This window comes from Halobaculum rubrum (assembly GCF_019880225.1).
GTDB lineage: Archaea > Halobacteriota > Halobacteria > Halobacteriales > Haloferacaceae > Halobaculum > Halobaculum rubrum.
In genome coordinates this window covers 582,821-605,456 of record NZ_CP082284.1, presented here as the reverse complement: position 1 = coordinate 605,456, position 22,636 = coordinate 582,821, and the positions used below count along the sequence as shown (strand labels likewise).

General features: G+C 70.3%; 19 protein-coding genes and 1 pseudogene. 10 read left to right on the top strand and 10 right to left on the bottom strand.

What is annotated here, in order from left to right; all coding sequences use genetic code 11:
* The first annotated feature begins 97 nt into the window (after positions 1-97).
* The 9 genes from K6T25_RS03165 to K6T25_RS03125 all read left to right on the top strand — a co-directional run bounded on the left by K6T25_RS03165 (position 98) and on the right by K6T25_RS03125 (position 11,862).
* Positions 98-673 carry a zinc ribbon domain-containing protein gene (locus tag K6T25_RS03165; RefSeq protein WP_225917793.1) on the top strand — a complete coding sequence of 192 codons (576 nt, stop codon included), beginning with the start codon at positions 98-100 and terminating at the stop codon, positions 671-673.
* 57 nt (positions 674-730) lie between these two features.
* Complete coding sequence (locus K6T25_RS03160) at positions 731-1,093, top strand: hypothetical protein (protein WP_222916442.1); 363 nt, start codon at positions 731-733, stop codon at positions 1,091-1,093.
* A 225-nt stretch (positions 1,094-1,318) separates the two neighbouring features.
* A complete protein-coding gene (gene mutS / locus K6T25_RS03155; protein WP_222916441.1) occupies positions 1,319-4,165 on the top strand; it encodes a DNA mismatch repair protein MutS in 2,847 nt (948 codons plus the stop codon).
* A gap of 180 nt (positions 4,166-4,345) precedes the next feature.
* Positions 4,346-5,611 (top strand): Single-stranded DNA binding protein, encoded by a 1,266-nt coding sequence (locus tag K6T25_RS03150; protein WP_222916439.1) that lies wholly within the window; start codon positions 4,346-4,348, stop codon positions 5,609-5,611.
* 49 nt (positions 5,612-5,660) lie between these two features.
* Positions 5,661-7,385, top strand: a complete 1,725-nt coding sequence (locus K6T25_RS03145; RefSeq protein ID WP_222916437.1) for a hypothetical protein — start codon at positions 5,661-5,663, stop codon at positions 7,383-7,385.
* Positions 7,385-8,188, top strand: coding sequence for a metallophosphoesterase (locus tag K6T25_RS03140; RefSeq protein WP_222916435.1), 804 nt, complete (start codon positions 7,385-7,387; stop codon positions 8,186-8,188). Before K6T25_RS03145 ends, K6T25_RS03140 begins: the two co-directional genes overlap by 1 nt.
* Before the next feature lie 334 nt (positions 8,189-8,522).
* Complete coding sequence (locus tag K6T25_RS03135; protein ID WP_222916433.1) at positions 8,523-9,446, top strand: coiled-coil protein; 924 nt, start codon at positions 8,523-8,525, stop codon at positions 9,444-9,446.
* 125 nt (positions 9,447-9,571) lie between these two features.
* Positions 9,572-10,588: a signal peptide peptidase SppA gene (gene sppA / locus K6T25_RS03130; protein ID WP_222916431.1), complete on the top strand. Its 1,017-nt coding sequence runs from the start codon at positions 9,572-9,574 to the stop codon at positions 10,586-10,588.
* 113 nt (positions 10,589-10,701) lie between these two features.
* On the top strand, positions 10,702-11,862 hold the full coding sequence (locus K6T25_RS03125; protein WP_222916429.1) for a DUF373 family protein: 1,161 nt from the start codon (positions 10,702-10,704) through the stop codon (positions 11,860-11,862).
* A gap of 73 nt (positions 11,863-11,935) precedes the next feature.
* Here the strand turns inward: K6T25_RS03125 and K6T25_RS03120 are convergent, their stop codons facing one another.
* From K6T25_RS03120 to K6T25_RS03080, 9 genes and pseudogenes are all read right to left on the bottom strand, one after another.
* Positions 11,936-12,694 carry a hypothetical protein gene (locus tag K6T25_RS03120; RefSeq protein WP_225917792.1) on the bottom strand — a complete coding sequence of 253 codons (759 nt, stop codon included), beginning with the start codon at positions 12,692-12,694 and terminating at the stop codon, positions 11,936-11,938.
* 117 nt (positions 12,695-12,811) lie between these two features.
* Complete coding sequence (locus tag K6T25_RS03115) at positions 12,812-13,648, bottom strand: aldo/keto reductase (RefSeq protein ID WP_345778228.1); 837 nt, start codon at positions 13,646-13,648, stop codon at positions 12,812-12,814.
* Between the two features lie 153 nt (positions 13,649-13,801).
* Positions 13,802-14,566, bottom strand: a complete 765-nt coding sequence (locus K6T25_RS03110) for a proteasome assembly chaperone family protein (protein WP_222916427.1) — start codon at positions 14,564-14,566, stop codon at positions 13,802-13,804.
* 332 nt (positions 14,567-14,898) lie between these two features.
* A pseudogene (locus K6T25_RS15510) lies at positions 14,899-15,078 on the bottom strand (RNA-protein complex protein Nop10); the annotation flags it as partial.
* 17 nt (positions 15,079-15,095) lie between these two features.
* Positions 15,096-15,896, bottom strand: a complete 801-nt coding sequence (locus tag K6T25_RS03100) for a translation initiation factor IF-2 subunit alpha (protein WP_222916423.1) — start codon at positions 15,894-15,896, stop codon at positions 15,096-15,098.
* A gap of 150 nt (positions 15,897-16,046) precedes the next feature.
* Positions 16,047-16,220 carry a 30S ribosomal protein S27e gene (locus K6T25_RS03095; RefSeq protein ID WP_222607126.1) on the bottom strand — a complete coding sequence of 58 codons (174 nt, stop codon included), beginning with the start codon at positions 16,218-16,220 and terminating at the stop codon, positions 16,047-16,049.
* 2 nt (positions 16,221-16,222) lie between these two features.
* Positions 16,223-16,504, bottom strand: a complete 282-nt coding sequence (locus K6T25_RS03090) for a 50S ribosomal protein L44e (protein WP_222916422.1) — start codon at positions 16,502-16,504, stop codon at positions 16,223-16,225.
* A gap of 148 nt (positions 16,505-16,652) precedes the next feature.
* Positions 16,653-18,029, bottom strand: coding sequence for a geranylgeranyl reductase family protein (locus K6T25_RS03085; RefSeq protein ID WP_222916420.1), 1,377 nt, complete (start codon positions 18,027-18,029; stop codon positions 16,653-16,655).
* A gap of 95 nt (positions 18,030-18,124) precedes the next feature.
* Positions 18,125-19,291, bottom strand: coding sequence for a DUF373 family protein (locus K6T25_RS03080; RefSeq protein ID WP_222916419.1), 1,167 nt, complete (start codon positions 19,289-19,291; stop codon positions 18,125-18,127).
* Positions 19,292-19,524: 233 nt separating this feature from the next.
* Between K6T25_RS03080 and gpmI the strand changes: the two genes are divergently transcribed.
* On the top strand, positions 19,525-21,072 hold the full coding sequence (gene gpmI / locus K6T25_RS03075; protein WP_222916417.1) for a 2,3-bisphosphoglycerate-independent phosphoglycerate mutase: 1,548 nt from the start codon (positions 19,525-19,527) through the stop codon (positions 21,070-21,072).
* Positions 21,073-21,110: 38 nt separating this feature from the next.
* Here gpmI and dnaG read toward each other — a convergent pair whose 3' ends face one another.
* On the bottom strand, positions 21,111-22,616 hold the full coding sequence (gene dnaG / locus K6T25_RS03070; RefSeq protein ID WP_222916415.1) for a DNA primase DnaG: 1,506 nt from the start codon (positions 22,614-22,616) through the stop codon (positions 21,111-21,113).
* Between the last annotated feature and the right edge of the window lie 20 nt (positions 22,617-22,636).

Genomic DNA, 22,636 nt, shown 5'->3' with positions numbered 1-22,636 from the left:
CTCCCGGTGGATCGTGGTTCTCGACGGAGTCGCTTCCGACGGTGAGTTCGGGCGCCCACCGGCGGGTTTTTCACGGGTGCGTCCCCCGATTTGTGGTATGAATCTCCCCCGTCTCGGCGGCCCGACGGGTCGCAAGCGGCCGTGGCTCGCAGTTCTGCTCGCGCTCGCGGTCACCGGGCTGGGCCACGCGTATCTCCGGCGATGGCTCCGCGGGTTCGGGTGGTTCGCGGCGACGTTCGCGGCGATCCTGCTGTTGGTCCCGCCGGACGTCATCGAGGCGCTCAACACGGGCGCTCAGATAGCGAACCCGGTCGAGGCGCTGCCGCCGGTGATCGTCGTCGCCGCCAGCGCGGTCGACGCGTACCTGCTCGCCCGGGAGACCGGCGAGAACGCGGGCGTCCGTCCCGCGAGACCTGCGGCCGTCGCGGACGACGTCGACGGGGCGCCCGGCGCGGACAGCGCGTCTCGACCCGGCGTCGGCACGAGCGGCGCCGGAACGCCGGGTCGCGAACCGAGCGACACCGCCGAGGCGCCGGCGTGCCCCAACTGTGGGAAGGACCTCGACGCCGACCTCGACTTCTGTCCGTGGTGTACGACGCGGCTCCACTGGGGCGACCCCGAGGCCCCGGACGCGGCCGACGGCGCCACCGACCGCGAGGAGTCGAACCCGTAGCTCTCGACGGACCGAAATCGTCACCGCACTTTCCCCGGTGGGCGACGGAGGCGAAGTATGGTCGCAGTCATCGACTCAGTCATCGTGTTCGTCGTCAGTGCGCTGGTGGGCGGCATCGGCATCTACGCCGGCGCGCTGTTGCTGTCGGACGCCCGGAGCTACGAGCACGCCGTCTGGACCGCCGTTATCGGCGCGCTGGCGTGGCTCGTCGTCTCGGTGCTGTTCGGCTGGCTGCCGCTGCTCGGGACCGTGCTCACGTATCTCGCGTACCTCGCGGTGATCAAGTGGCGCTACAACGGCGGCTGGATCACCGCGGCCGGGATCGCGCTGGTCGGGTGGCTCGCGGCCTCGCTGGTGTTGTCGCTCCTGGCGGCGGTCGGCTTCGGCGGCTTCTCCGCGCTCGGTATCCCCGGGGTCTGACGGACCGTGCGCGATCGAAGCCGGCAGGAACGACGCTGGCTCGGAGGCGAAACGTAGAAGCGCCCGCCGCAACGCAGTACGGACCGTCGCCGCTTCTCCGCGGGCGTCGGGTAGGGGCGTCGCCCCGGGCCGCGGCGGCCTCGTACGCCGGTCGGACCGGACCCGTACTAGTCGGACCTGACCCGTAGCGTTTTACCCGGACACGGCACCACCTCCTACCGGACAATGACGACCGACGCCGGCGGCATCGTGGGCGAGTTCCTCTCGCTGAAGGAGTCCACGGACGCGGACGTGCTCGCGATGCAGTGCGGCGACTTCTACGAGTTCTTCGACGACGACGCCGAGCTCGTCGCCGACGAGTTGGACCTCAAGGTCTCCCAGAAGTCGAGCCACGGCTCCTCGTACCCGATGGCGGGCGTCCCGCTGTCGGAGCTGACGCCGTACCTGAAGGCGCTCGTCGAGCGCGGCTACCGCGTCGCCGTCGCCGAACAGTACGAGACCGACGACGGCCACGCCCGCGAGATCGAGCGCGTCGTCTCCCCGGGCACCGTCGTCGACCCCGACGGCGCCGAGGCGCGCTACCTCGCGGCCGTCGAGCACGACGACGGCGCCGACGGCGACGCCTGGGGCGTCGCGTTCGCGGAGGTGACGACCGGCCGATTCCACGCCGCGGCGTTCGCGGAACTGGACGACGTGCGCGGGGAACTCCACCGCTTCGCGCCCGTGGAGCTCCTTCCGGGGCCGGGCGTTCGCGAGGACGACGCCCGGCTCGCCGACCTCCGGGAGTCGACCGACGCCCGGCTCACCCTTCACGAGGCGGAGGCGTTCGCGCCCGGCCGCGCCCGCCACCGCCTCGGCGAGCAGTTCGGGACGCAGGCGCTGGCGGCGGTCGGGCTCGACGCCGACCCCGCGGTCGCGGCCGCCGGCGCCGTCCTCCACTACGTCGACGAGACGGGCGCGGGCGTCCTCGCGTCGATGACGAGGCTGGGCGGACTGGACGCCGGCGGCCGCGTCGCGCTCGACGCGACGACCCAGCGCAACCTCGAACTCGTCGAGACGATGCGGGGCGAGTCGACCGGGACGCTGCTCGACACGCTCGATCACACCGAGACGGCGGCCGGCACCCGGCTGCTCCGCGAGTGGCTCACGCGACCCCGGCGCGACCGTTCGGAGCTGGAGCGCCGCGGGAGAGCGGTCGAGGCGTTCGCGAGCGCCGCCCTCGCCAGGGACCGGCTGCTCGACACGCTCGACGGCACCGCCGACCTCGAACGGCTCGCGGCCCGTGCGACGAGCGGCTCCGCGGGGCCGCGGGAACTGGTCGCCGTCCGTTCGGCGCTGGAACGGCTCCCGGAACTGGCCGCCGCCATCGACGGCACCGCCCTCGCGGACTCGCCGGTGCCGGACGTGCTCGCCCGGCCCGACCAGGGAGCTGCCCGCGACCTCCACGACGAACTGAGCGAGGCTATCGCCGCGGAGCCGCCGGGGAGTATCGGCGGCGACGGCGGCGTCATCGCCCGCGGCTACGACGAGCAGCTGGACGAGTTAGTGGCGGAGTACGAGGAGGCCGTCGAGTGGCTGGACACCCTCGCCGAGCGCGAGAAGCGCCAGCACGGCCTGAGTCACGTCTCGGTCGACCGCAACAAGACGGACGGCTACTACATCCAGGTCGGCAAGTCCGTCGCCGGACAGGTGCCCGAGCACTACCGCGAGATCAAGACGCTGAAGAACTCCAAGCGGTTCGTCACCGAGGAACTGGAGGAGCGAGAACGGGCCGTCCTCCGCATGGAGGAGCGCCGCGAGGAACTCGAACGCCGGATCTTCGAGGAGGTCCGCGAGCGGGTCGCCGCGGCGGCCGAACTGCTGCAGGACGTGGGTCGCGCGCTCGCGGAGCTGGACGTGCTCGCCGCGCTGGGGCACCACGCCGCGACGAACGACTGGACGCGCCCGGCGTTCACCGACGGCGACGAGCTCCGGATCGAGGCCGGGCGGCATCCGGTGGTCGAGCAGACGACCGACTTCGTCCCGAACGACCTGCACATGGACCGCGAGCGCGGGTTCCTCATCGTCACCGGGCCGAACATGAGCGGGAAGTCGACGTACATGCGCCAGTGCGCGCTGATCGCGCTGCTGGCACAGACCGGGAGCTTCGTCCCCGCCGACTCCGCGACCCTTCCGCTGGTCGACGGCGTCTACACCCGCGTCGGCGCGCTCGACGAACTCGCGCAGGGGCGCTCCACCTTCATGGTCGAGATGCAGGAGCTGTCGAACATCCTCCACTCGGCCACGGAGGACTCGCTGGTCATCCTCGACGAGGTCGGCAGGGGGACCGCGACGTACGACGGCATCTCCATCGCGTGGGCGGCCACCGAGTACCTCCACAACGAGGTGCGCGCGAAGACGCTGTTCGCGACCCACTACCACGAGCTGACCGCGCTCGCCGAACACCTCCCGCGGGTCGCGAACGTCCACGTCGCGGTCGACGGCGAACCGAGTTCGCCGTCTTCAAGCGGGACTTCGTCCCGCACTGCCGAGGAGCGCGACGGCGACGTGACCTTCCTGCGGCGCGTGCGCGAGGGGTCGACCGACCGCAGCTACGGCGTCCACGTGGCCGACTTGGCGGGCGTCCCGGGTCCCGTCGTGGGCCGCGCCGACGAGGTGCTCGACCGCCTGCGCGAGGAGAAGGCGATCGAGGCGAAGGGCGGCGATGGCGGCGGCGACAGCGCCGACGGCGCGGAGACGAAGCAGGCGGTCTTCGATCTCTCGGCGGGCGAGTTCGCGGCGAACGCCGACGGGTCGAACGGGAAGCGACCGGACGCCCCCGCGGGCAACGGACCCGCCGTCGCGACGACGGAGGCGGGTGAGGAAGCTCCGGACGACGCCGCGGAATCCGCGACCGAACCGGCCACCGTCGACGCCGGATCCGCGACCGAACCCACCGAGGCCGGGATCGACCCGGCGATCGAGGACGTGCTCGCGGCGCTGCGCGAGACGAACGTGAACGAGACGCCGCCGGTCGAGCTGATGGCGAAGGTGCAGGAGTGGCAAGCGCGACTGGACGCGGACGAGGAGTGAGGAAGGCCGCACGGAACGGCTCGAAGGAGGGTGATCGCGGACGGCTCCCGGTCGACGGGGCTCCCGTGATCGGTCGTCGATCCGCACGTCGCCGACGAGCGCCCCGCCGGAACCCTCCGTCCGCAACGCGAGCGCGCGGAGAGTTTAACAGGAGTCGGGAGGTAGACCGGGACGGAACACATGGACATCGACACACACGCCGAGGAGCTCGCCTCCGCTCTCGGCGAGGACAAAGCGGAGGTCAAGCGCGACTTGGAGAACCTCTTGGAGTACAGCGTCCCCATCGACGAGGCGAAGCAGTCGGTCCGCCGCAAGTACGGCGGCGGGGGCGGCGGCGACGCCTCGCCGTCGGCGGTCGACATCGCGGACGTGCGCCCCGAATCGGGCAACGTCACCGTCACCGCGCGCGTGCTGACCGTCGGGAGGCGCTCGATCCGGTATCAGGGCGACGACACGGTCATCCGGGAGGGGGAACTCGCGGACGAGACCGGGACGATCAGCTACACCGCCTGGCAGGACTTCGGCTTCGAGCCGGGCGACACCGTCACGATCGGCAACGCGAGCGTCCGCGAGTGGGAGGGCGAGCCCGAACTCAACCTCGGAGAGTCCTCGTCGGTCGCGATGGAAGGGGAAACGCTCGACGTTCCGTACGAGGTGGGCGGCGACCGCGACCTCGTCGACCTCTCGGCCGGCGACCGCGGCCGCACGGTCGAGGCGAAGGTGCTCGAACTCGAACAGCGCACTATCGACGGCCGCGACGGCGAGACGACGATCCACTCCGGGGTGCTCGGCGACGAGACCGCCCGGCTTCCGTTCACCGACTGGCAGGCCCGCGAGGAAGTCGTCGAGGGCGCCGAACTCCGCATGGAGGACGTGTACGTCCGGGAGTTCCGCGGCGTCCCCTCGGTGAACCTCACCGAGTTCACCGAGACCTCGCCCGCGAGCGTCGAGGTGAGCGACGAGGCTCCCCGCGTCAGCATCGGCGAGGCCGTCACCTCCGGCGGGATGTACGACGTGGAGGTGCTCGGCAACGTGCTGGAGGTCCGCGACGGGTCGGGACTTATCGAGCGCTGTCCCGAGTGTGGCCGCCTCGTCCAGAACGGCCAGTGTCGAAGCCACGGACAGGTCGACCCCGAGGACGACCTCCGGATCAAGGCGATCCTCGACGACGGCACCGCGACCGTCACCGCGATCCTCGACCGCGACCTCACCGAGGAGATCTACGGCGGCACCCTCGAGGACGCGCTGGAGGCCGCCCGCGACGCGATGAGCAGGGACGTCGTCGCCGACGACATCGCCGAGACGCTCGTAGGGCGGGAGTTCCGCGTGCGCGGTCACCTCTCGGTCGACGAGTACGGCGCGAACCTCGACGCGACGGAGTTCGCGGCGAACGACGACGACCCCGCCGCGCGCGCGGCCGGCCTCCTCGAGGAGGTGGGCGCGTGAGTTACGACGATTCACGTCGAACCCACACGGACCACATGGGGTGGTCCGTGTGAGCGCCAGCGACGAGGGCGACGACGGGAGCGACCCCGGACCGGGGAACCGCGAGGTCGCCCACCGGGTGTTCGCCGCCGAGTTCGACGACGCCGACCTCGACCACTCCGAGAGCGACGAGGAGCGCGCGCCCAACTACGTCGTCACCCCCACGGGCCTGCGCGTCAACCGCCTGTTCGCGGTCGGCGTGCTCACCGAGGTCGAGTCGATAAACGAGCAGACGCTGCGCGGTCGTGTCGTCGATCCGACCGGCGCGTTCGTCACGTACGCCGGCCAGTACCAGCCCGACGAGGCGGCGTTCCTCGACCGGACGACGCCGCCGGCGTTCGTCGCGCTCACGGGGAAGGCCCGGACGTTCCAGCCGGAGGACTCCGAGACAGTGTACACCTCCGTGCGCCCGGAGAGCTTCGCGACCGTCGACGCCGACACCCGCGATCGCTGGGTCGTCTCCGCCGCCGAGGCGACGCTCCGGCGGGTCGCGGTGTTCGCGGCGGCGCTCGCGATGGACGAGCGCGGCGACCGGCTCCGCGCCCGCCTCGAGGACGCGGGCGTGCCGACGGCGCAGGCCGCCGGGGTCCCGCTGGCGATCGACCACTACGACACGGGAACCGAGTACCTGGAGGCCGTTCGGACGCTCGCGGTCGACGCGCTCGAAGTCGTCGCCGACGAGCGCGAGGAAGTCCGTCCGCTCGCGGCCGACCCCGGCGACCGCGGCGGCGCCGACCTTGGTCGGCTCCCCGAACTCCCGTTCGACTTCGAAGGCGCGAGCGCGCCCGAGCCGGTATCCGACGCGGCCGGCGCGGGCGACGCCGACGAGGCCGGCGAACCGGCTGAGGCGGCCGAGCCGACCGACGACGATGTCGACGTCGCGGAGGCCGACCCTGGCGCGGACGCCGAGCCAGCGCCTGTCGAGTCCGCGGACACCGCGGACACCGCTGACGAGGCCGGCGAGGACGACTCGGCCGCGACCGACACCACGGCCGCCGGGTCGACTGGGGCGTCGACGGAGCCGGCCGGCGAAGCGGACGTCGACGGGAGCGAGGAGGCGGAGCGAGAGCCCGCGAACGCCGCCGGCGACGACCTCGGCGACTTCGACGACGCGGACGGCGGCCTCGGGGAGTTCGACGCCGGCGGCGAGCAGGGCGCGACCGACGACGGGGGCGCGCTCGACGAGACGGACGCCCTCGGCGAGTTCGACGCGGGCGGGGACGACACCGCGGACACCGATGTCGACCCCGAGGACTTCGAGGACGCGCTCTCCGAGGAGGAGCGTCGCGAGGTCGAGGAGGAACACGGCGTCGAGTTCTCCACCGGGAGCGAGGTCCCCGACGCGGGCGAGTCCGGCATCGAGACGCCGGACCCCGACGACGACGTCGACGCCGCTTCCGCGGAGCTGAACGAGCCGGCGGAGCCGGAAGCGGACGACGGCGACACCGTCGCCGACGCTGACGCCGTGTCCGACGCCACTCCGTCCGATAGCACCGGTACCGCTGCGTCCGACAGCACTGACGACGTCGAAGACGCCGATATCGACCTCGAGGACGCCGTGGTCGCGGTGATGACCGATCTGGACGACGGTGACGGTGTGGACCACGATGCGGTCGTCGCGGCGGCGGTCGAGCGCCACGGGACCGACCCCGGCGACGCCGAGGACGCCATCCAGGAGGCGCTGATGAGCGGGAAGTGCTACGAGCCGGGCGACGGAACGCTCAAGCCCATCTGATGGCCGACGGCGCGGACCGCGGCGCGGCTCCCGACCGGCGGTCGCACCCGCTCGTCGAGCCGGTGCCCGACGCGCCCGCCGCCGTCGCCGACCTGGGTGACGAGACCGGACTGCTCGTCGCGGACTACCACGCCGGCATCGAGGCCGGTCTCCGCTACGAGCGCGGCATCGAGCTCGACAGCGCCGGCGACGAGCGACGGGGGCGTCTGCTCGACCTGCTCGCGCGCACCGGGGCCGACCGGCTCGTCGTCCTCGGCGACCTGAGCCACCGGATCGGCGGGGCCGGCGACGCCGAGACCGAGGAGCTGGAGGCGCTGCTGTCGGCGGTCGGCGTCCCCGTAACGCTCGCGCTCGGCAACCACGACACGGGGATCGCCGAGTCGTTCGGCGACCGTCTCGACGTGACCGCGGCCGGCGGCGCCCGTCTCGGCGACGTTGGCGTGCTCCACGGCCACACGTGGCCGGCGCCCGCGGTGCTCGGGGCCGACGTGATCTGCATGGGCCACGAGCACGTCGCCGTCAGACTCGAGGACGCCGTCGGCGGCGCGCGCGCGGAGAAGGCGTGGCTGCGTGGGCCGCTCGCGCGGGAGACGTTCGACGTCGAGGCGGATCTCGCGGGCGCCGGCGTCGAGTGGCACGATCCGGAGCTGGTGGTGTTCCCGGCGTTCAACGACCGCTCCGGCGGCACGTGGGTGAACGTCGAGGGACAGGGCTTTCTCGCGCCGTTTCTCCCCGCCGGACTCGCCGACGGGGAGGCGTACCTCCTCGACGGCACTCGACTGGGTTCGTACCGCGAGGTCTGACTGGGTGGCTGCCGCGGTGCCGGATCCGCAATCGCCCGTCCGATTCCGGCCGAGTCGGAAACTACCCGGTCAGACACTGGCGGATCGGTCGAACGAGCATCGCTGTGTGAGCGGATCACACGTTCTCGGGCGTGTGAGGGTCCGTATCACGCGTTTTCGGCGCGAAACAGCGAAGGAGTTATATACGGAAACCGTATATGTACATCTACCAGAACGCCTTCGGGCGTGGTGGCATCGATCGCTGAATGACACGGTGTTTTCACCCCCAGACGGACGCAGGAAGCCGCGGAGCGTCCGCTCAGTCCGAAGCAGTATGGTGTCGAGGTAACGAACCATGGTAACGAAAGAGGAAGTTCTCGAAGAATACGGTCTCGATCAGTTGGATGAACAACGAAACGTCTCCCTCTCCGAGGAGGAGTTGGAGAACGATTCGAAGGGGCAACTGATCAAGAAGGCCGGTCAGCTCCGTGATCGACGTAACGAGCTCAACCAGATGGCGTCCGAGCGCGCGTCCAAGCGCGACGACCTGAACGCGAAGACTCGCGAGAAGGTCGACGAGGCGCAGGAACACCGCGAGTCGCGGGACGAGCTCAACGAGCAGGTGCAGGAGCACAAGGAGTCGCGCAACGAACTCAACGCCGAGGCGAACGAGCTGTTCGACGAGGTCGAGGAGATGAAACAGGACCTCGAGCTCGGCTCGGGCAAGTCCATCGAGGAGCTCAAAGAGGAGATCGAGGACCTCGAGTTCAAACAGCAGACCGAAGTCCTCGGCACCGACGAGGAGCGCGAACTCATCGAGAAGATCGAGAACAAGCGCGAGAAGCTCGCCGAGAAGAAGGGCAAGGTCGACCAGAGCGGCGAGCTGGAGGAGCTCATCGAGGAGGCCGAGGAGGTCCGCTCGGAGGCGTCCACGCACCACCAGAAGGTGACGGAGCTGGCCGACGAGGCCCAGGAGCACCACAACCAGATGATCGAGGCCTACCGGGAGGCCGACGAGATCCGCGACGAGGCGGACGCCATGCACGAGCTGTTCGTGGAGGCACAGGAGTCGGCCGACCAGCACCACGAGGACTTCGTCCGCGTCCAGAAGCGCCTGCGCGAACTGGACAAAGAGGAGGAGGAAGAGAAGAAGGAGGAGCGCGAGGCCAAGATGGAGGAGGAGCGCGAGGAAGCCGAGGAGATCTACCAGAAGTTCAAGGAAGGCGAAACCCTCGACACCGAGGACCTGATGAAGCTCCAGAAGACCGGGCTTCTCTGAGCACGGAACTCGACGCTCTGACGGTCCGAATCGCGGTTTGACGATTCTGCAGTTTCCCCACGCTCGTAGCCGTCGCCCTCGGCGAGTCACCGGATCTTATTCCCGCTCCGGTCGAAGCGGGAGGTATGACATCGTCCACGAAGCGGTCGGTCGCCAGCGTGGCCGTCCTCGCCGTCGCCGCCGTGCTCGCGGCGGTCGTCGGGTACGTGTTGTTCGTGATCCTCCCCGGGGACCTCGCCGAGCTGATCGGCGTCGTGCTCACGGTCCTCGTCGTCGCGGTGGCGCTCAAGGTCGCCGGGGCGACGCTGGCCTCGCGGTTCGCGAACTACACCGTCGCGGAGGTCGCCGTCGAGGGGCCGATCACCCGCGACGGCGACGCGAGCGGGTTTCCGCCGTCGCCCGGATCCCCCGGGGCCGACGAGGTCGTCGAACAGATCGAGCGCGCGGACGAGGACCCGAACGCCGAGGCGCTGTTGGTGAAGCTCAACACGCCGGGCGGGCAGATCGTCCCCAGCGAGGACATCCGGCTGGCCGCCGAGCGCTTCGACGGGCCGACCGTCGGCTACGCGACCGACACCTGCGCCAGCGGCGGCTACGCGATCGCGATCGGCTGTGACGAGCTGTGGGCGCGCGAGGGGAGCGTCGTCGGCTCCATCGGCGTCATCGGGTCGCGGCCGAACGTCCACGAACTCGCCGACCGCCTCGGCGTCAGCTACGAGCAGTTCACCGCCGGCGAGTACAAGGACGCCGGGCTCCCGCTGAAGGAGATCTCGCCGGACGAACGAGCCTATCTCCAGGGCATCGTCGACGACTACTACGACCAGTTCGTCGAACAGGTCGCCGAGGGCCGCGATATGGACGAGGAGGCGGTCCGCGAGACGGAAGCACGGGTGTTCCTCGGGACGGAGGCTCACGAGCGCGGGCTCGTCGACGGGCTCGGCGACCGCGAGGCCGTGCTCGACCGGATCGAGGAGTTGAGCGGGAGCGAGGCCGTCGTCGAGGAGTTCACGCCCAGTAGAGGGCTCATGGGTCGCCTCCGCGGCGGCGCCGCCGCGACGGCGTACGCCTTCGGGGCGGGCGTCGCGAGCGCGTTCCCCGGCGAGGGCGCGCCCGGGGGGATCGACGTCCGGTTCCGGCGGTAGGAGGGCGAGGCCGCGTTGCCACCACCGAGATCCCACCCCAGTGCGACAGCGGGGCGTCCGGCCCGCCACCGTACGGGGTGGCCTTTTTGACCCGGGGGTACCTCGATGCGTACGTGACGACGCTGGTCCTGTGTGTGGACCGTTCGAACGACGTCGGCCGGAAGGCCGGCGTCGACACCCCGGTCGTGGGCTGGGAGGCGGTCCGGTCGCTCGTGACGGATCTGGGCCTCGCTGACCCCGAGGACGCCGGCGTAAACTCGCTGCTGGAGTCGCTTCGGGTCGCTCGCGACCTCTCCGACGAGGGCGAGGAGGTCGCCGTCGCGGTCGTCTCCGGCGCGGGCGACTCCGCCGTCCGCGCCGACCGCGCGCTCGCGCGCCAGCTCGACGACGTGCTCGCGACCGACGAGTTCGACTCCGCGGTCGTGGTCATCGACTCCGCCGCCGACGAGCGCGCGGTCCCGATGGTCGAGTCGCGGCTGCCCGTCGACGCGGTCGACCGCGTCGTCGTCCGGCAGGCGCGCGACCTGGAGTCGACGTACTACCTCCTCAAGCAGTTCATGGCCGACGAGGAGCTCCGCGAGACCGTCCTCGTCCCGATCGGGGTCGGGCTACTCATCCTCCCGGCGTTGCTCGTGTATTTCTCGCCCGCCATCGCGGTTGCGGCGGTGACGACCCTCCTCGGTGCGACGCTGCTGTACTACGGGATGGGAATGGACGAGGTCGTCGAGTCGGCCCCCGACCACGCCCGCGAGGCGCTGTACTCCGGCCAGGTGTCGGTCGTGACGTACGTCGCCGCGCTCGGGCTCTCGATCGTCGGCGTCTTCCTGGGCGTCCTCTCGGCGTCGCCCGTCGCGGGCGCGGAGTTCGTGGCCGGCCTGCAGTTCACGTACGCCGCGGTGCCGTGGCTGGCGCTGGCGGCCCTGACGGCGTCGTTCGGCCGACTGCTCGACGAGCTCATCCGCGACGAGGGCGTCCGGACGCCGTATCTGAACCTCCCCTTCGGCGTGCTCGCGGTCGGACTGCTGTTTCGCGGTTTCGCGGGCTACTTCCTCGAACAGGAGGCGGGCAAGGAGCCGCTCGTCCTCCTCGGCTACGCGCTGTCGCCGACCGAGCGCCTCGCGGTGTTCATCGTCGGCGGCATCGCGCTCGCGCTCGTCGGGGTCCGGGTCGCCGCCAGCGTCTCCGACGAAACCCTCGACGAGGTCATCGACGAGACCGGCTCCGGATCGACCGGCGACGCGAGCATCGGCGGAAACCGCGGCGACGGCGGCTGAGCGGGATCGTCGACCGACGGTCGTGGCGACCGTCCGGTTCGACCTATCGCCCGGTCGCGCGGTACTCGCCGTGTCAGATTCGCGTGCTGGTTCCGGCGTCGCGCTTGGGTCGGACCACGTCCGCGAGCGCGACGAGCAGCCCGAACAGCCAGCCGACCGGCACGGAGATTCCGACCCACATGAGGACGTAGGCGGTTCCGCGGAGGTCGAAGCGCTCGCGGATGAGATCGCCGAGGCCGCCGACTGCGAGGGGGCCATCGAGAAGCCACACCGCGAGCGACGTGGTGTTCGGGAAGACAACGTCCGCCAGCGCGGGCGAGTACAGCGCCGCGACGACTGGCGGGAGGAGAAACGCGGTCACGGCGGCGGGGTACGCGATCAGGACGCTCGTTCCGCGACCGCCGAGGCGGGAGGCGCCGACGGCGACGGCCGCGGCGACGGTCGCGACGGCGCCGGCGGCGCCGACGGCGAGCAGGCCGCCGGTCGAGAACTCCCTGACCCAGGCGGCGACGGTGAGTGCACCCCACGCGACAAGCGAGAGGAGCACGACGCCGACGAGGCCCAGCCGCGTGGCCGCCGAGTCGACCCTCGTGACGTAGGCGCGTGCGGCGAAGCCGAACAGCAACAGCGGATAGCCGACGGCGACCAGCGGGACGCCGAGCCCCGCCCAGAGGTAGTACGTGGCCGTCTGGAGTGTCGTCTCCGGCGTCCACTTCCCGACGACCCTGCCGGGGTCGAGCTGGCGGGGGAACGCCAGCTCCATCCACGTGGCGTGGAGCCTGGCGATGTCGATCCGGACGGCACCCAACAGCCCCGTGGAACGTTGCTCCATCGAGCGTGCGATCCGGCGGCCGCCGATTGAAGGTTTCGTTCGCGCCCCTCTCGTATCAGTCGGGCGATTCGTCCGCGACCGAGCGTGGGACCGCCCGCGGGGTCGCCGTCGCTGCCCTCAGTTCCAGGGCGCGAACCCGGGGTCGACGCGTCGGTCCTCGCGGTCGATGTCGTCGATCGTCGCCACGTCCTCGTCGTCGAGATCCAGCGCGACCGACTCCCAGTTGTCGCGGATGTGCGCCTCGCTCGTCGCCTTCGGGATGGCGGTGACGCCCTTCTCGCGCAGCCACGCGAGGCTCACCTGCGCCTCGCTGGCGCCGTGCTTCTCCGCGATCTCGCTCAGCTCCGGCACGTCGAACACCTGCCCCCGCGCCAGCGGCGAGTACGCGACGACCTCCACGTCGTGGTCGGCGCACGCCTCTCGAAGCGCCTCCTGCTGGAGCAGCGGGTGGCACTCGAACTGGTTCGCGACGATCGGCGCGTCGCTGATCTCGACGGCCTCGGCGACCTGTTCGGGCTCGAAGTTGGAGATCCCGATCCGCTCGATCAGGCCGTCGTCGTACAGCTCGTTGAACGCGTTCAGCGTCTCCTCGGCGTCGTACTCGCGGGCCGGCCAGTGGACGTACATGAGATCGACGGCGTCGACGCCGAGCCGGTCGAGGCTCTCCTCGGTCGTTCGTCGCACGTCCGCGGGCGCGAGGTTGTCGATCCACACCTTACTCGCGAGGAAGACGTCCTCGCGGTCGACATCGGCGCGTTCGATGCCGTCGCCCACCTCCGCCTCGTTGCCGTAGATCTGGGCGGTGTCGACGTGGCGATACCCCATCTCCAGGGCCGTCGCGACCGCGGTGCGGCACGCTTCGGGGTCGGTGTTCTCCCAGGTGCCGAGCCCGAGCATGGGCATGCCGTTTGCGGACGGGACGTCGTCGGGGTCGACGGACTGCTGGTCTGTCATCGACCGATCGGACGCGGCTCGCGCGAAAAGGCGTTGTGGCAGGCGCGCGGACTGCCGGTATGCGGGTGTGTCTCGTCGTCGCCGCGACGGCGCTCGACCCGTACGTCGTCGGCCCGTGTGCGGTCAACTCGTCCGCGGTCAATCCGTCCGCAGTCAGCCGATGTAGCGCAGTTCGTCCTCGCTGGGCATTCCGCCGCCGCCGCCCTGCATCTCCTGGATCTTGCCGACGACCTCCTCCATCTCCTCGGCCCGCTCTTCCAGGTCCGAGAAGTCGACCTCGATGTCGAGCAGGTTCTGGAGCACTTCGAGCACGGCCTGCGCGCTCTTGGGGTCGACGAGGTAGCCGGAGGTCTCGCCCATCAGGCACGCCGCCGGGAGGCCGCGCCGCGCGCCGAGCCCGAGTACCAGTCCGGAAACGCCGACGATGCCGCCGGCGGGTTCGTTCTCGCGGAACTCGACGCCTGCGGCCTCCAGCTCCTCGCGGTCGGTGTCGTCGGTCCGCGCCGCGAGCACGTCGTACTCGTCGTCCTCGATGAGCTCGCCCGTGGGAACGCCACCGAGCGCGAACGCGCGCTCGCAGCCGAACTCCTCGGCGATGTCGAGAAACGCCGTTGTCAAGGTGTAGTGCCCCTCGTTGCTGGCGGCCTGGTGGTCGCCGGTCAGCACGACGAGGTCCTGCCCGTCGGCGTCGACGTGGTGGAACTCCGCGTGCGTCAGCTCGGCGACGCCGTCGTCGTCGACTGTCACCTGCGGCGGGAAGTCGGTCGTGTACACGCGCCTGACGAGCTCGCCGTCGAACTCCTCGACGAGGTGCTCGGCGACGAGCTTGCCCACGTGGCCGACGCCCGGAAGCCCCTCGATGAAGACGGGGTCGGTGAGATCGGGATCGCTCACGATCTCGATGTCGATATCGTCCATGCTCGTTGGTGGCGGGCGGGGGAGGTAAAGACGCGTCGGCTCGATCCGCTGGCGTGGCGGTTCGCTCGCCGGGCAACACGTTCGTCGACTCATCCGCTACCGGGATGACGACCGCGGAAGCCCCCTTCCAGCTCCACCCGTGGGTCGGACGAGTGTCACCGTGGCTGTCTGCACGGTGTGCACGCGCGCGCGGCTGGTCGGGTTCGTTGTCGTGTCGGAAACTCGCGTCGCCGTTATCGGTCGTCGCGGTCGCCGTGGTCGTCGCCGTCGCCATTGGGGTCGACGTGGTCGTCGGGGTTTCCGTCACGGCTGTCGTCGCCGTCAGCGTCGCCGTCGCGGTCCCGAACACGCGCGCGCCGCCGGTACTCCCCGTACGGGTCCTCGGGGTTGAACGGCGCGGGCGCGGAGTTGACCGCGTCCGCGCCGCACTCGGGGCAGGCGTCGCCGAGGGTGTAGACGGGGCGTTCGTGATCCGTCTCCCACGCCGAGCACACCCGGATGTCGGACTTCACGTGTCGTCGGCCGCGGGTTACTCGTCCTCGGTTTCGCGCTCGCGGTGGAAGCGACCGGTGCCGCCCGCCGCCTCGATCGTCTTGCGGGCGCGCTCGGCGGACGTCTCCAGTTCGGTCTCGGCGACCTTGTAGTCGGGCGCGCGAACGCGGATGCGGTACTCCGGGGAGCCGACGTACGACACGTCGAGTTCGATCTCATCGGGGACCTCGCCGTTGCCCTCGGCGGCCTCCAGCGCCTCGCGCACGTCGTCGACGCCGTCGTGGCCCGGCGACTCCAGGTCGACGTAGCCCGTGACGGTGACGTACGGCACCGAGACGTTCTCGCGGGCCGCATCGACGATGGCCGTCACCTGCTCGTCGCTGAGGTCGGTGTCCGCAAGCGCCTCCTTGCCGTGGATCGCCGCGGCCTCGAAGCCCTCGTACATCGACTCGAACTCGGCGTACAGCGCCTCGGCGACGGCGGTGTAGGTGTCGTCGTCGACGTCCTCGCCGAAGGCGATACCCATCCAGTTGTCGGCCTTGCGCTCGTTTTTCCACTCCTGGATCTTGTCCGAGCGCTGGTGATCGTTGACGTCCTTGATCGACAGGTCGATCTGCTGGCTCGATCTATCGACGTCGAGCACCTTCGCGACGACGCGGTCGCCGACGTTCACGTGGTCGCGGATGTTCTTGATCCACCCGGAGGCGACCTCCGAGACGTGGCACAGTCCGCGCTTGTCCTCGTACTCGTCGAGGTCGACGAACACGCCGAAGTCCGCGATCTCGTCGATCTCGCCCACGACGAGTTCGCCCTGCTCGGGCCAGCCGGTGAATTTCATACGCGAGCATACCCGACCGAGCCTAATACCGTTTGTCAATCGATGGGGCCGAGACACGGCCGCGGACGGACGAACGCCTGACCGACGGAGCAGGCGCTCCGGAGCGGGCGAAAGCGTTGACGGTGAGAACGGTGAGCGGTGAGAGCGCCGTTATCGCGCTTCGACGGTCTCGACGACCTCGCCGGCGAACTCTGCGTCCCCGCCGGTGGGGCGCGCGAGCGTCGTCCCGCAGACGGCGCAGTTGACCTCGCTTGCGGCCTTGCCGAAGACGACCTGTTCGTTCTCGCAGTCCGGGCACGTGACGCGGAAGAAGCTTCCCGCCATCGTTACTCCTGGAACCGGAGGCGACCGGCGCGCCATCCCTCGCGCATGTGGGCCTTGCCGCAGTCGCCGCAGCGGTACTTGAGGTGGGTCTTCTTGGTCGGCTTGTCGCCGCCGGGCACCTTCGAGAACTTGCCGGAGTTCCCGATCGTGGACGTGCCGCGGGCCTGCTGGCGGTCGGTCCACTTCATGCCGGTCTGGCGACCGGTTCGAACCTTCTCGACCTCGTGTTCGTGGTGGGCGTTGCAGTGCGGACAGTACGTGTTCATCCGGCGTGGCATCTCCATAGCGGAATCTCCTCTTGACAGGTGCTTCTGCGTCGGCGCTTAAAACCCATACGGTACGGAGTTGTCGGGTGCGAGGGATCCGGTCCTCGCCGGCGGAAGATATCGGGGGAAGCGATCACGGCACGACTACGGCGGGCCCCGCGCGGCGTCAGTACTTCGGGTCCGCGCCGGAGACCGCGTACAGGTCGTCCATGAGCGAGTCGCGGCGCTCCTGCCAGCCGGCGAACGCGCCCGGTCGCTCCGGGTAGCGGCCGTAGTGGTCCTTCAGCTCGCCGGCGATGCCGCGGACCCTGTACAGCTCCCGTAGCGTGTCCCAGTGGCCGTACGTCTCGAACACCGTCTTCAGCTTCAGCCGCAGGCTCATCGAGGTCTCCCCCTTCGTCATCGCGTTCAACAACTGCTGGGCCGGGAGCGCGGTGACGATGTCGGTGAGTTCGTCGACGTCGTGGGCCGTCCCCCAGATGTTGTACACGTCCATCGCGGCGAAGCGCTTCCCGAAGTCGGTCATCACGTCGTGGTTGTAGCGCCACAGCCGCTCCTCGGTCGCGTCGCCCTCGACGACGGCGTCGATCGCGCGCTTGACCGCCCAGTGGGCGGACTTCGCGGCGCCGGGGATCCCGCCGCCGGTGGTGGGGTTGACGTGACCCGCGGCGTCGCCGACGGCGACGAAGCCGTCCGCGACCGCCGAGTCGTACGGTCGCCGGGTCGGAAGCGAGGCCCCGAGCTTGTCCTTCACGGTCGCGCCCTCGAACTCCGGGCGGCGGCTCATGTCGCGTTTGAGCACCTCCACGAGCTTCATCGGCGGCTCCGTCATCTGGAACCCGAGCCCGGCGTTGATCTCGGTGCCCGTCCGCGGGAAGTACCAGAGATAGCCCAGCTCCTCGGTCGGCTTGAACACGATGGCGTCCTCGTAGTCGACGGGTTCCGGCACCTCGACGACCTCGCGGTACGCCGAGCAGAACTGCGAGTACGAGACGTTCGTGTCGAAGCTCGCGTCGCCGAAGTCGCCCTTGTCCTGGAGGATCGACAGCGCGCCCGCGGCGTCGACGGTGAGCTCCGCCTCGTAGGTGAGGGTGTCGCCGTTCCGCTTGGCGCGCACGCCGATAACCCGTCCGTCGTCGTCCTGGAGCACGTCTTGGACGACGGTGTCGTAGTGGATGTCGGCGCCGGCGCGCTCGGTCTCCTCGAGGATCACTTCGCCGTACCGCTTGCGGTCGACCACCGCGCCCGCCTGTCCGAATGGGACGTCGAGCTCCTCCCCGGTCTTGGGGTTCTCGAACACCGCACGTTGGATGCGCTGGTTTGTGAACGACTCTTCGCGGAGGTAGTCGAGGTCGATGACCTCCGGGAACGTCGATTTCCCCTTGATCGCGTCGCCGCAGGCGATGTGGCCGGCTTCCTCCTCGGGCTTTCGCTCGAGGACGACGACGTCGAGGCCCTCGCTGGCGGCCGTCGAGGCGGCGAAGGCTCCCGCCGTGCCCGCGCCGACGACGACGATATCGTACGAGTCCGATGCCGCAGACATAGCCCCTTCTACCGAATCGTCCCTCAAAAAAGGCGCGTATCCGGCCGCGGTCCGTCCGGATCGGCCCGGAGAGCGCCGGTCTCGGGCCGCCGCCGTCAGATCGCGCCTGTCTCGCCCTCGCGGTCCCCGTCGGTGTCGGGCGCTTGCGGGAACCGTGACTCCGCGACCGCGAACGTCAGCGTCGAGAGGACGCCGATCAGCGTTCCGGCGGTGAGCGCGAGCGCGAGCCTCGCGAGCGACAGCGGCGCCGTCCCGGCCGAGGGGAGACTCGGGAGGAAGTATCCGGACAGTCCGTACAACACGATCGCGATCGCGACCACGTAGAACGGCGCGTTCAGATACCGCCAGCGGAACCGCTCGGAGAGGTATTCGTCGGTCACCTGCCCCAGCGAGGACGTGATACCGGCGGCGGCGGCCCACTGGACGGACGCGTGGACGAACACCGCCAACCGCTGGGTGATCGAGACGCCTTCCCCCCCGGTTCCCCCGGCGGTCTCGACGGCCCCTAGGGCGTCGAAGCCCTGAACCCCGCCGATGACGAGCAGCGCCGCGGCGACGAGGTAGGTGACGATCGTGACGCGCCCGGCGTACAGGCTGGTGCGGACGCGCTCGGCGACTCCGTCGACGGTCTCCTCCAGCCCGAGCCCCCGCCACAGCGAGTACAGCCCCAACAGCGTGGAGATCGAGCCGAACACGACGGCCCCGGGAAGCTTCAGTATCCCCGCGATCACCGAGAGTGGGTACACGAGCAGGAGCACGCCCAGCGGAATGAGGATCGTCCCTCTGGTCTCCGGGTCCGACAGCACCTGCTTCATCGTGTAGTAGATCGACTCGAGGTCCTGCGCCTGCCGGACGACCACGCGGCGGACGCCGTCCAGCGGGACGCGCGAGCGGATCACCGGGAGCACCGATTCGTCCTGCGCGCCGTCGGTGATCACGATGGCGCGGACCTCCTCGCCGGTCGACAGCGCCGCGAGGACGGTGTCGATCTCCTCGCCGACGGCGCGGTTCGCCTTCACCTCGCCCTCGTTGACGCCGGTGACGGCCGCGACGGCGACCTCCTCGTCGACGGTCGGGTCGGCGCGGAGGTCCTCGTAGGCGTTGATCGCCTGAAACAGGACGTTCACGTCGGAGTCCTCCGGGTCCGCGGTGGCGAGCTGCACCGCCGCCTCCTCGACGGCGTCCCGACCGATGACCGGCGTGCGGACGCCGGTCTTGCGGCCGAGGTCGTCGTCGAGGTCGACCGGGAGGACGAGGATCATTACCGTGCGGCGGATTGTCTCTCCGGGTATATCTGCCTTCGGGCGATCATCTTGATCGGTTCGGCGTGATGCCGGCACGGCGACGGCCGATACGGCGTGGACGATCTCGAAAGCCCCCGCGTGGGCTTTCGGGAACTGTGACGGACCGATCCTGACCGAGTTTCCGACGATACCGCGTTCCGATGATCTCGGGAACCGACGCAGTCAACACGCCGCCCACGAATCACGAACCAATGAGAGCGGCGCTCGTCATCCTCGACGGCTGGGGTCTCGGCGATCACGACAGACGCGACGCGGTGAAAGCCGCCGACACACCGAACTTCGATCGGCTCCGCGAGGCGGGCGCGTTCGGGACGCTCACCGCCTGGGGCCGCGACGTGGGACTGCCGGACGACCAGATGGGTAACTCCGAGGTCGGCCACATGAACATCGGCGCCGGCCGCACCGTCTATCAGGAGTACACCCGGATCAACGACGCGATCGAGGCCGGCGAGTTCGTCGAGGGCACCGCCATCGAGCGGGCGTTCGACCACGCCGAGGCGACCGGCGGCCGCGTTCATCTCCTCGGGCTCGTCAGCGACGGCGGGGTCCACAGCGATCAGGCGCACCTACACGCGCTGATCGACGCCGCCGCCGACCGCGGTATCGAGGCCGTCACCCACGCCGTTACCGACGGCCGCGACACCGCGCCGAAGTCCGGCCGCGACTTCCTCGCAAAGCTGGAGGCGCACGTCGTCGACCGGGGTACCGGCGACGCCGCCACCGTCTGCGGGCGCTACCACGCGATGGACCGCGACCGGAACTGGGAGCGCACGGCGGACGCGTACGACGCGATCGTGAACCGGGAGGCCGACCACGCCGCCGCCTCCGCCGTCGACGCCGTCGGGGCGAGTTACGAACGCGGCGACACCGACGAGTTCGTGGAGGCGACCGTCGTCGACGGCGAGCCGGGGATCGAGGACGGCGACGGCGTCGTGTTCTTCAACTTCCGGGCCGACCGAGCCCGCCAGCTCACGCGGATGCTCGCGGATGTCGCCCCCGCCGACTGGGAGGCTGAGGGGATCGAGACGAGTCCGCCCGACATCGAACTCGTGACGATGACCGAGTACGACGAGGAGTTCGGCCTCCCGGTCGCGTTCCCGCCGGTCCAGCCCGAGGACACTCTCGGCGAGGTGCTGTCGGCGGCCGGCCTGACACAGCTACGGATGGCCGAGTCCGAGAAGTACGCCCACGTCACCTACTTCCTCAACGGCGGCCGCGAGGTGGAGTTCGACGGCGAGTCGCGCCGGATACTCGAGAGCCCCGACGTGCCCACGTACGACGAGACGCCGGCGATGAGCGCCGGAGAGCTCACCGACGCCGCGATCGACCTGATCGGGAGAGAGGACCCGGACGTGCTCGTGCTCAACTACGCGAACCCGGACATGGTCGGCCACACCGGCGACTTCGACGCCGCCGTCGCCGCCGTGGAGGCGGTCGACCGAGAACTCGGACGACTCGCCGAGGCCGTCCGTGCGGCCGGCGGGCACCTGCTCGTCACGGCGGACCACGGCAACGCCGACGACATGGGGACCCCCGAAGACCCCCACACGGCGCACACGTTCGCGCCGGTACCGTTCGTTTCAGTCACGCCGGCGGGGGCCGACGGCGGCATGGTCGTCCGCGAGGGCGGGTCACTGATCGATATCGCCCCGACGCTGCTGGCGCTCGTGGGCGTCACACAGCCGGAGGCGATGACGGGCGAGTCGCTGCTGGTCGAGGCGGACGGCGCCGACGAGTAGGCGGCGAACGGACAGCGGGCGCGTCGGGGCGTCGTTCTCTACGCCGACAGCAGTCGGTCGGCGGTCACGACGCGGACGCTCGCGGGTCGCTTCACGTATTCGCCCTCCGATTCGGCGACGATCTGGTCGATCCCGCGCTGGGCGGCCACGTCGAGCACGCGCTGGCTCAACTCCCCGTCGAGCACGAGCGCGACCGGCGACCCGTCGGTACCGGAGACGGCGTCGAACACGTCCGCCGCCGGCACCTCCTCGACGACGCCGCAGTCGGCGTCCAGCAGGCGCGCACGGTTCGAGTCCTCGGCGACGACCGCCGCGACGTGGGCTTGTAGCGACCGCGGACGGTCCCTGTCGTCGGCGGCGTTTTCGGTCTCCCCCGCGGCCTCCGTGTCCGCAGCGGCCGTGTCCGCGGCGTCCGTCTCCGTGACATCCGTATTCACGGCGTCGGCCCCGTTCTCGGACGCGTCCGTCGCAGCGCCGGCGTCGTCGGTGTCGACGTCGACGGCGGCAGCGTCAGTGTCGTCGGGTGTGTCAGCTTCGCCGGCGTCGTCGGTGTCGGACTCGTCGCCGAGATTGTCGCTGTCGGCGGGCCCCTCGGGCGTGCTCGGGGTGTCGGGAGTCGTCGCGGTCGCCGGCGACTCATCCCCGGCAGACGGATCGGCGTCAGGCGCGGGCGTGGCGCTCCCGTCGGTGGCGGCGACGCCGAGGTCGGCGGCGTCGTCGCGGTCGCCCGCGGAGGCGTCGAGGTCGAGCGACTCGAACGGCGCCTTCTCGCGCAGCGCGGCCATCAGCTCGTGGCGCGAGAGGTCCTCGACCGACCGCCCCTCGGGCGCGAACGCGGCGTAGTCGACGTCGCCCACCTGCGCGAGCTCCTTCAGGATGAGCTCGCCGCCGCGGTCGCCGTCGAGGAACGCGGTGACCGTGCGCTCGGCCGTGAGGTCGGCGACGGCGTCCGGGACGTTCGTCCCTTCGACGGCGACGCCGTTCTTGATGCCGTACTTCAACAGCGTGAGCACGTCCGCGCGCCCCTCGACGACGACGATAGCGTCGGAGTCGTGGACGCGGGGGCCCGCCGGGAGGCCCCGGTACTCGTCGATGCGCTCGACGCGATTGGCCTCGCGGACCTCCGAGAGGATCTCGGTGGAGTCCATGACCGACTCGTCGAACGAGGACGTGAGCAGTTCCTTCGCGCGCTCGACGACCTCCCGGCGCTTGGCCGAGCGCATGTCCTCGATGTCGGCCACCTCGACGCGTGCCTCGCAGGGGCCGACGCGCGTGATCGCCTCGAGGCTGGCCGCGAGAATGGAGGTCTCCACCTTGTCGAGGCCGGAGGCGATGGTGATCTCGCCGAAGCTCTGGCCGTTCTGGCTGTCGATCTGTACGTCTATTCGGCCGATCTTCGACGACTGTTGAAGATCGCGGAGGTCGAGCTCGTCGCCGAGCAGGCCCTCCGTCTGTCCGAACACGGCGCCGACGACGTCGCTCCGTTCGACGACGCCGTCGGCCGTGATTCTGGCGTGGATGAGATATTTGGCTGAATCGTCCATGTGATGTCCCCTCCGTGGGG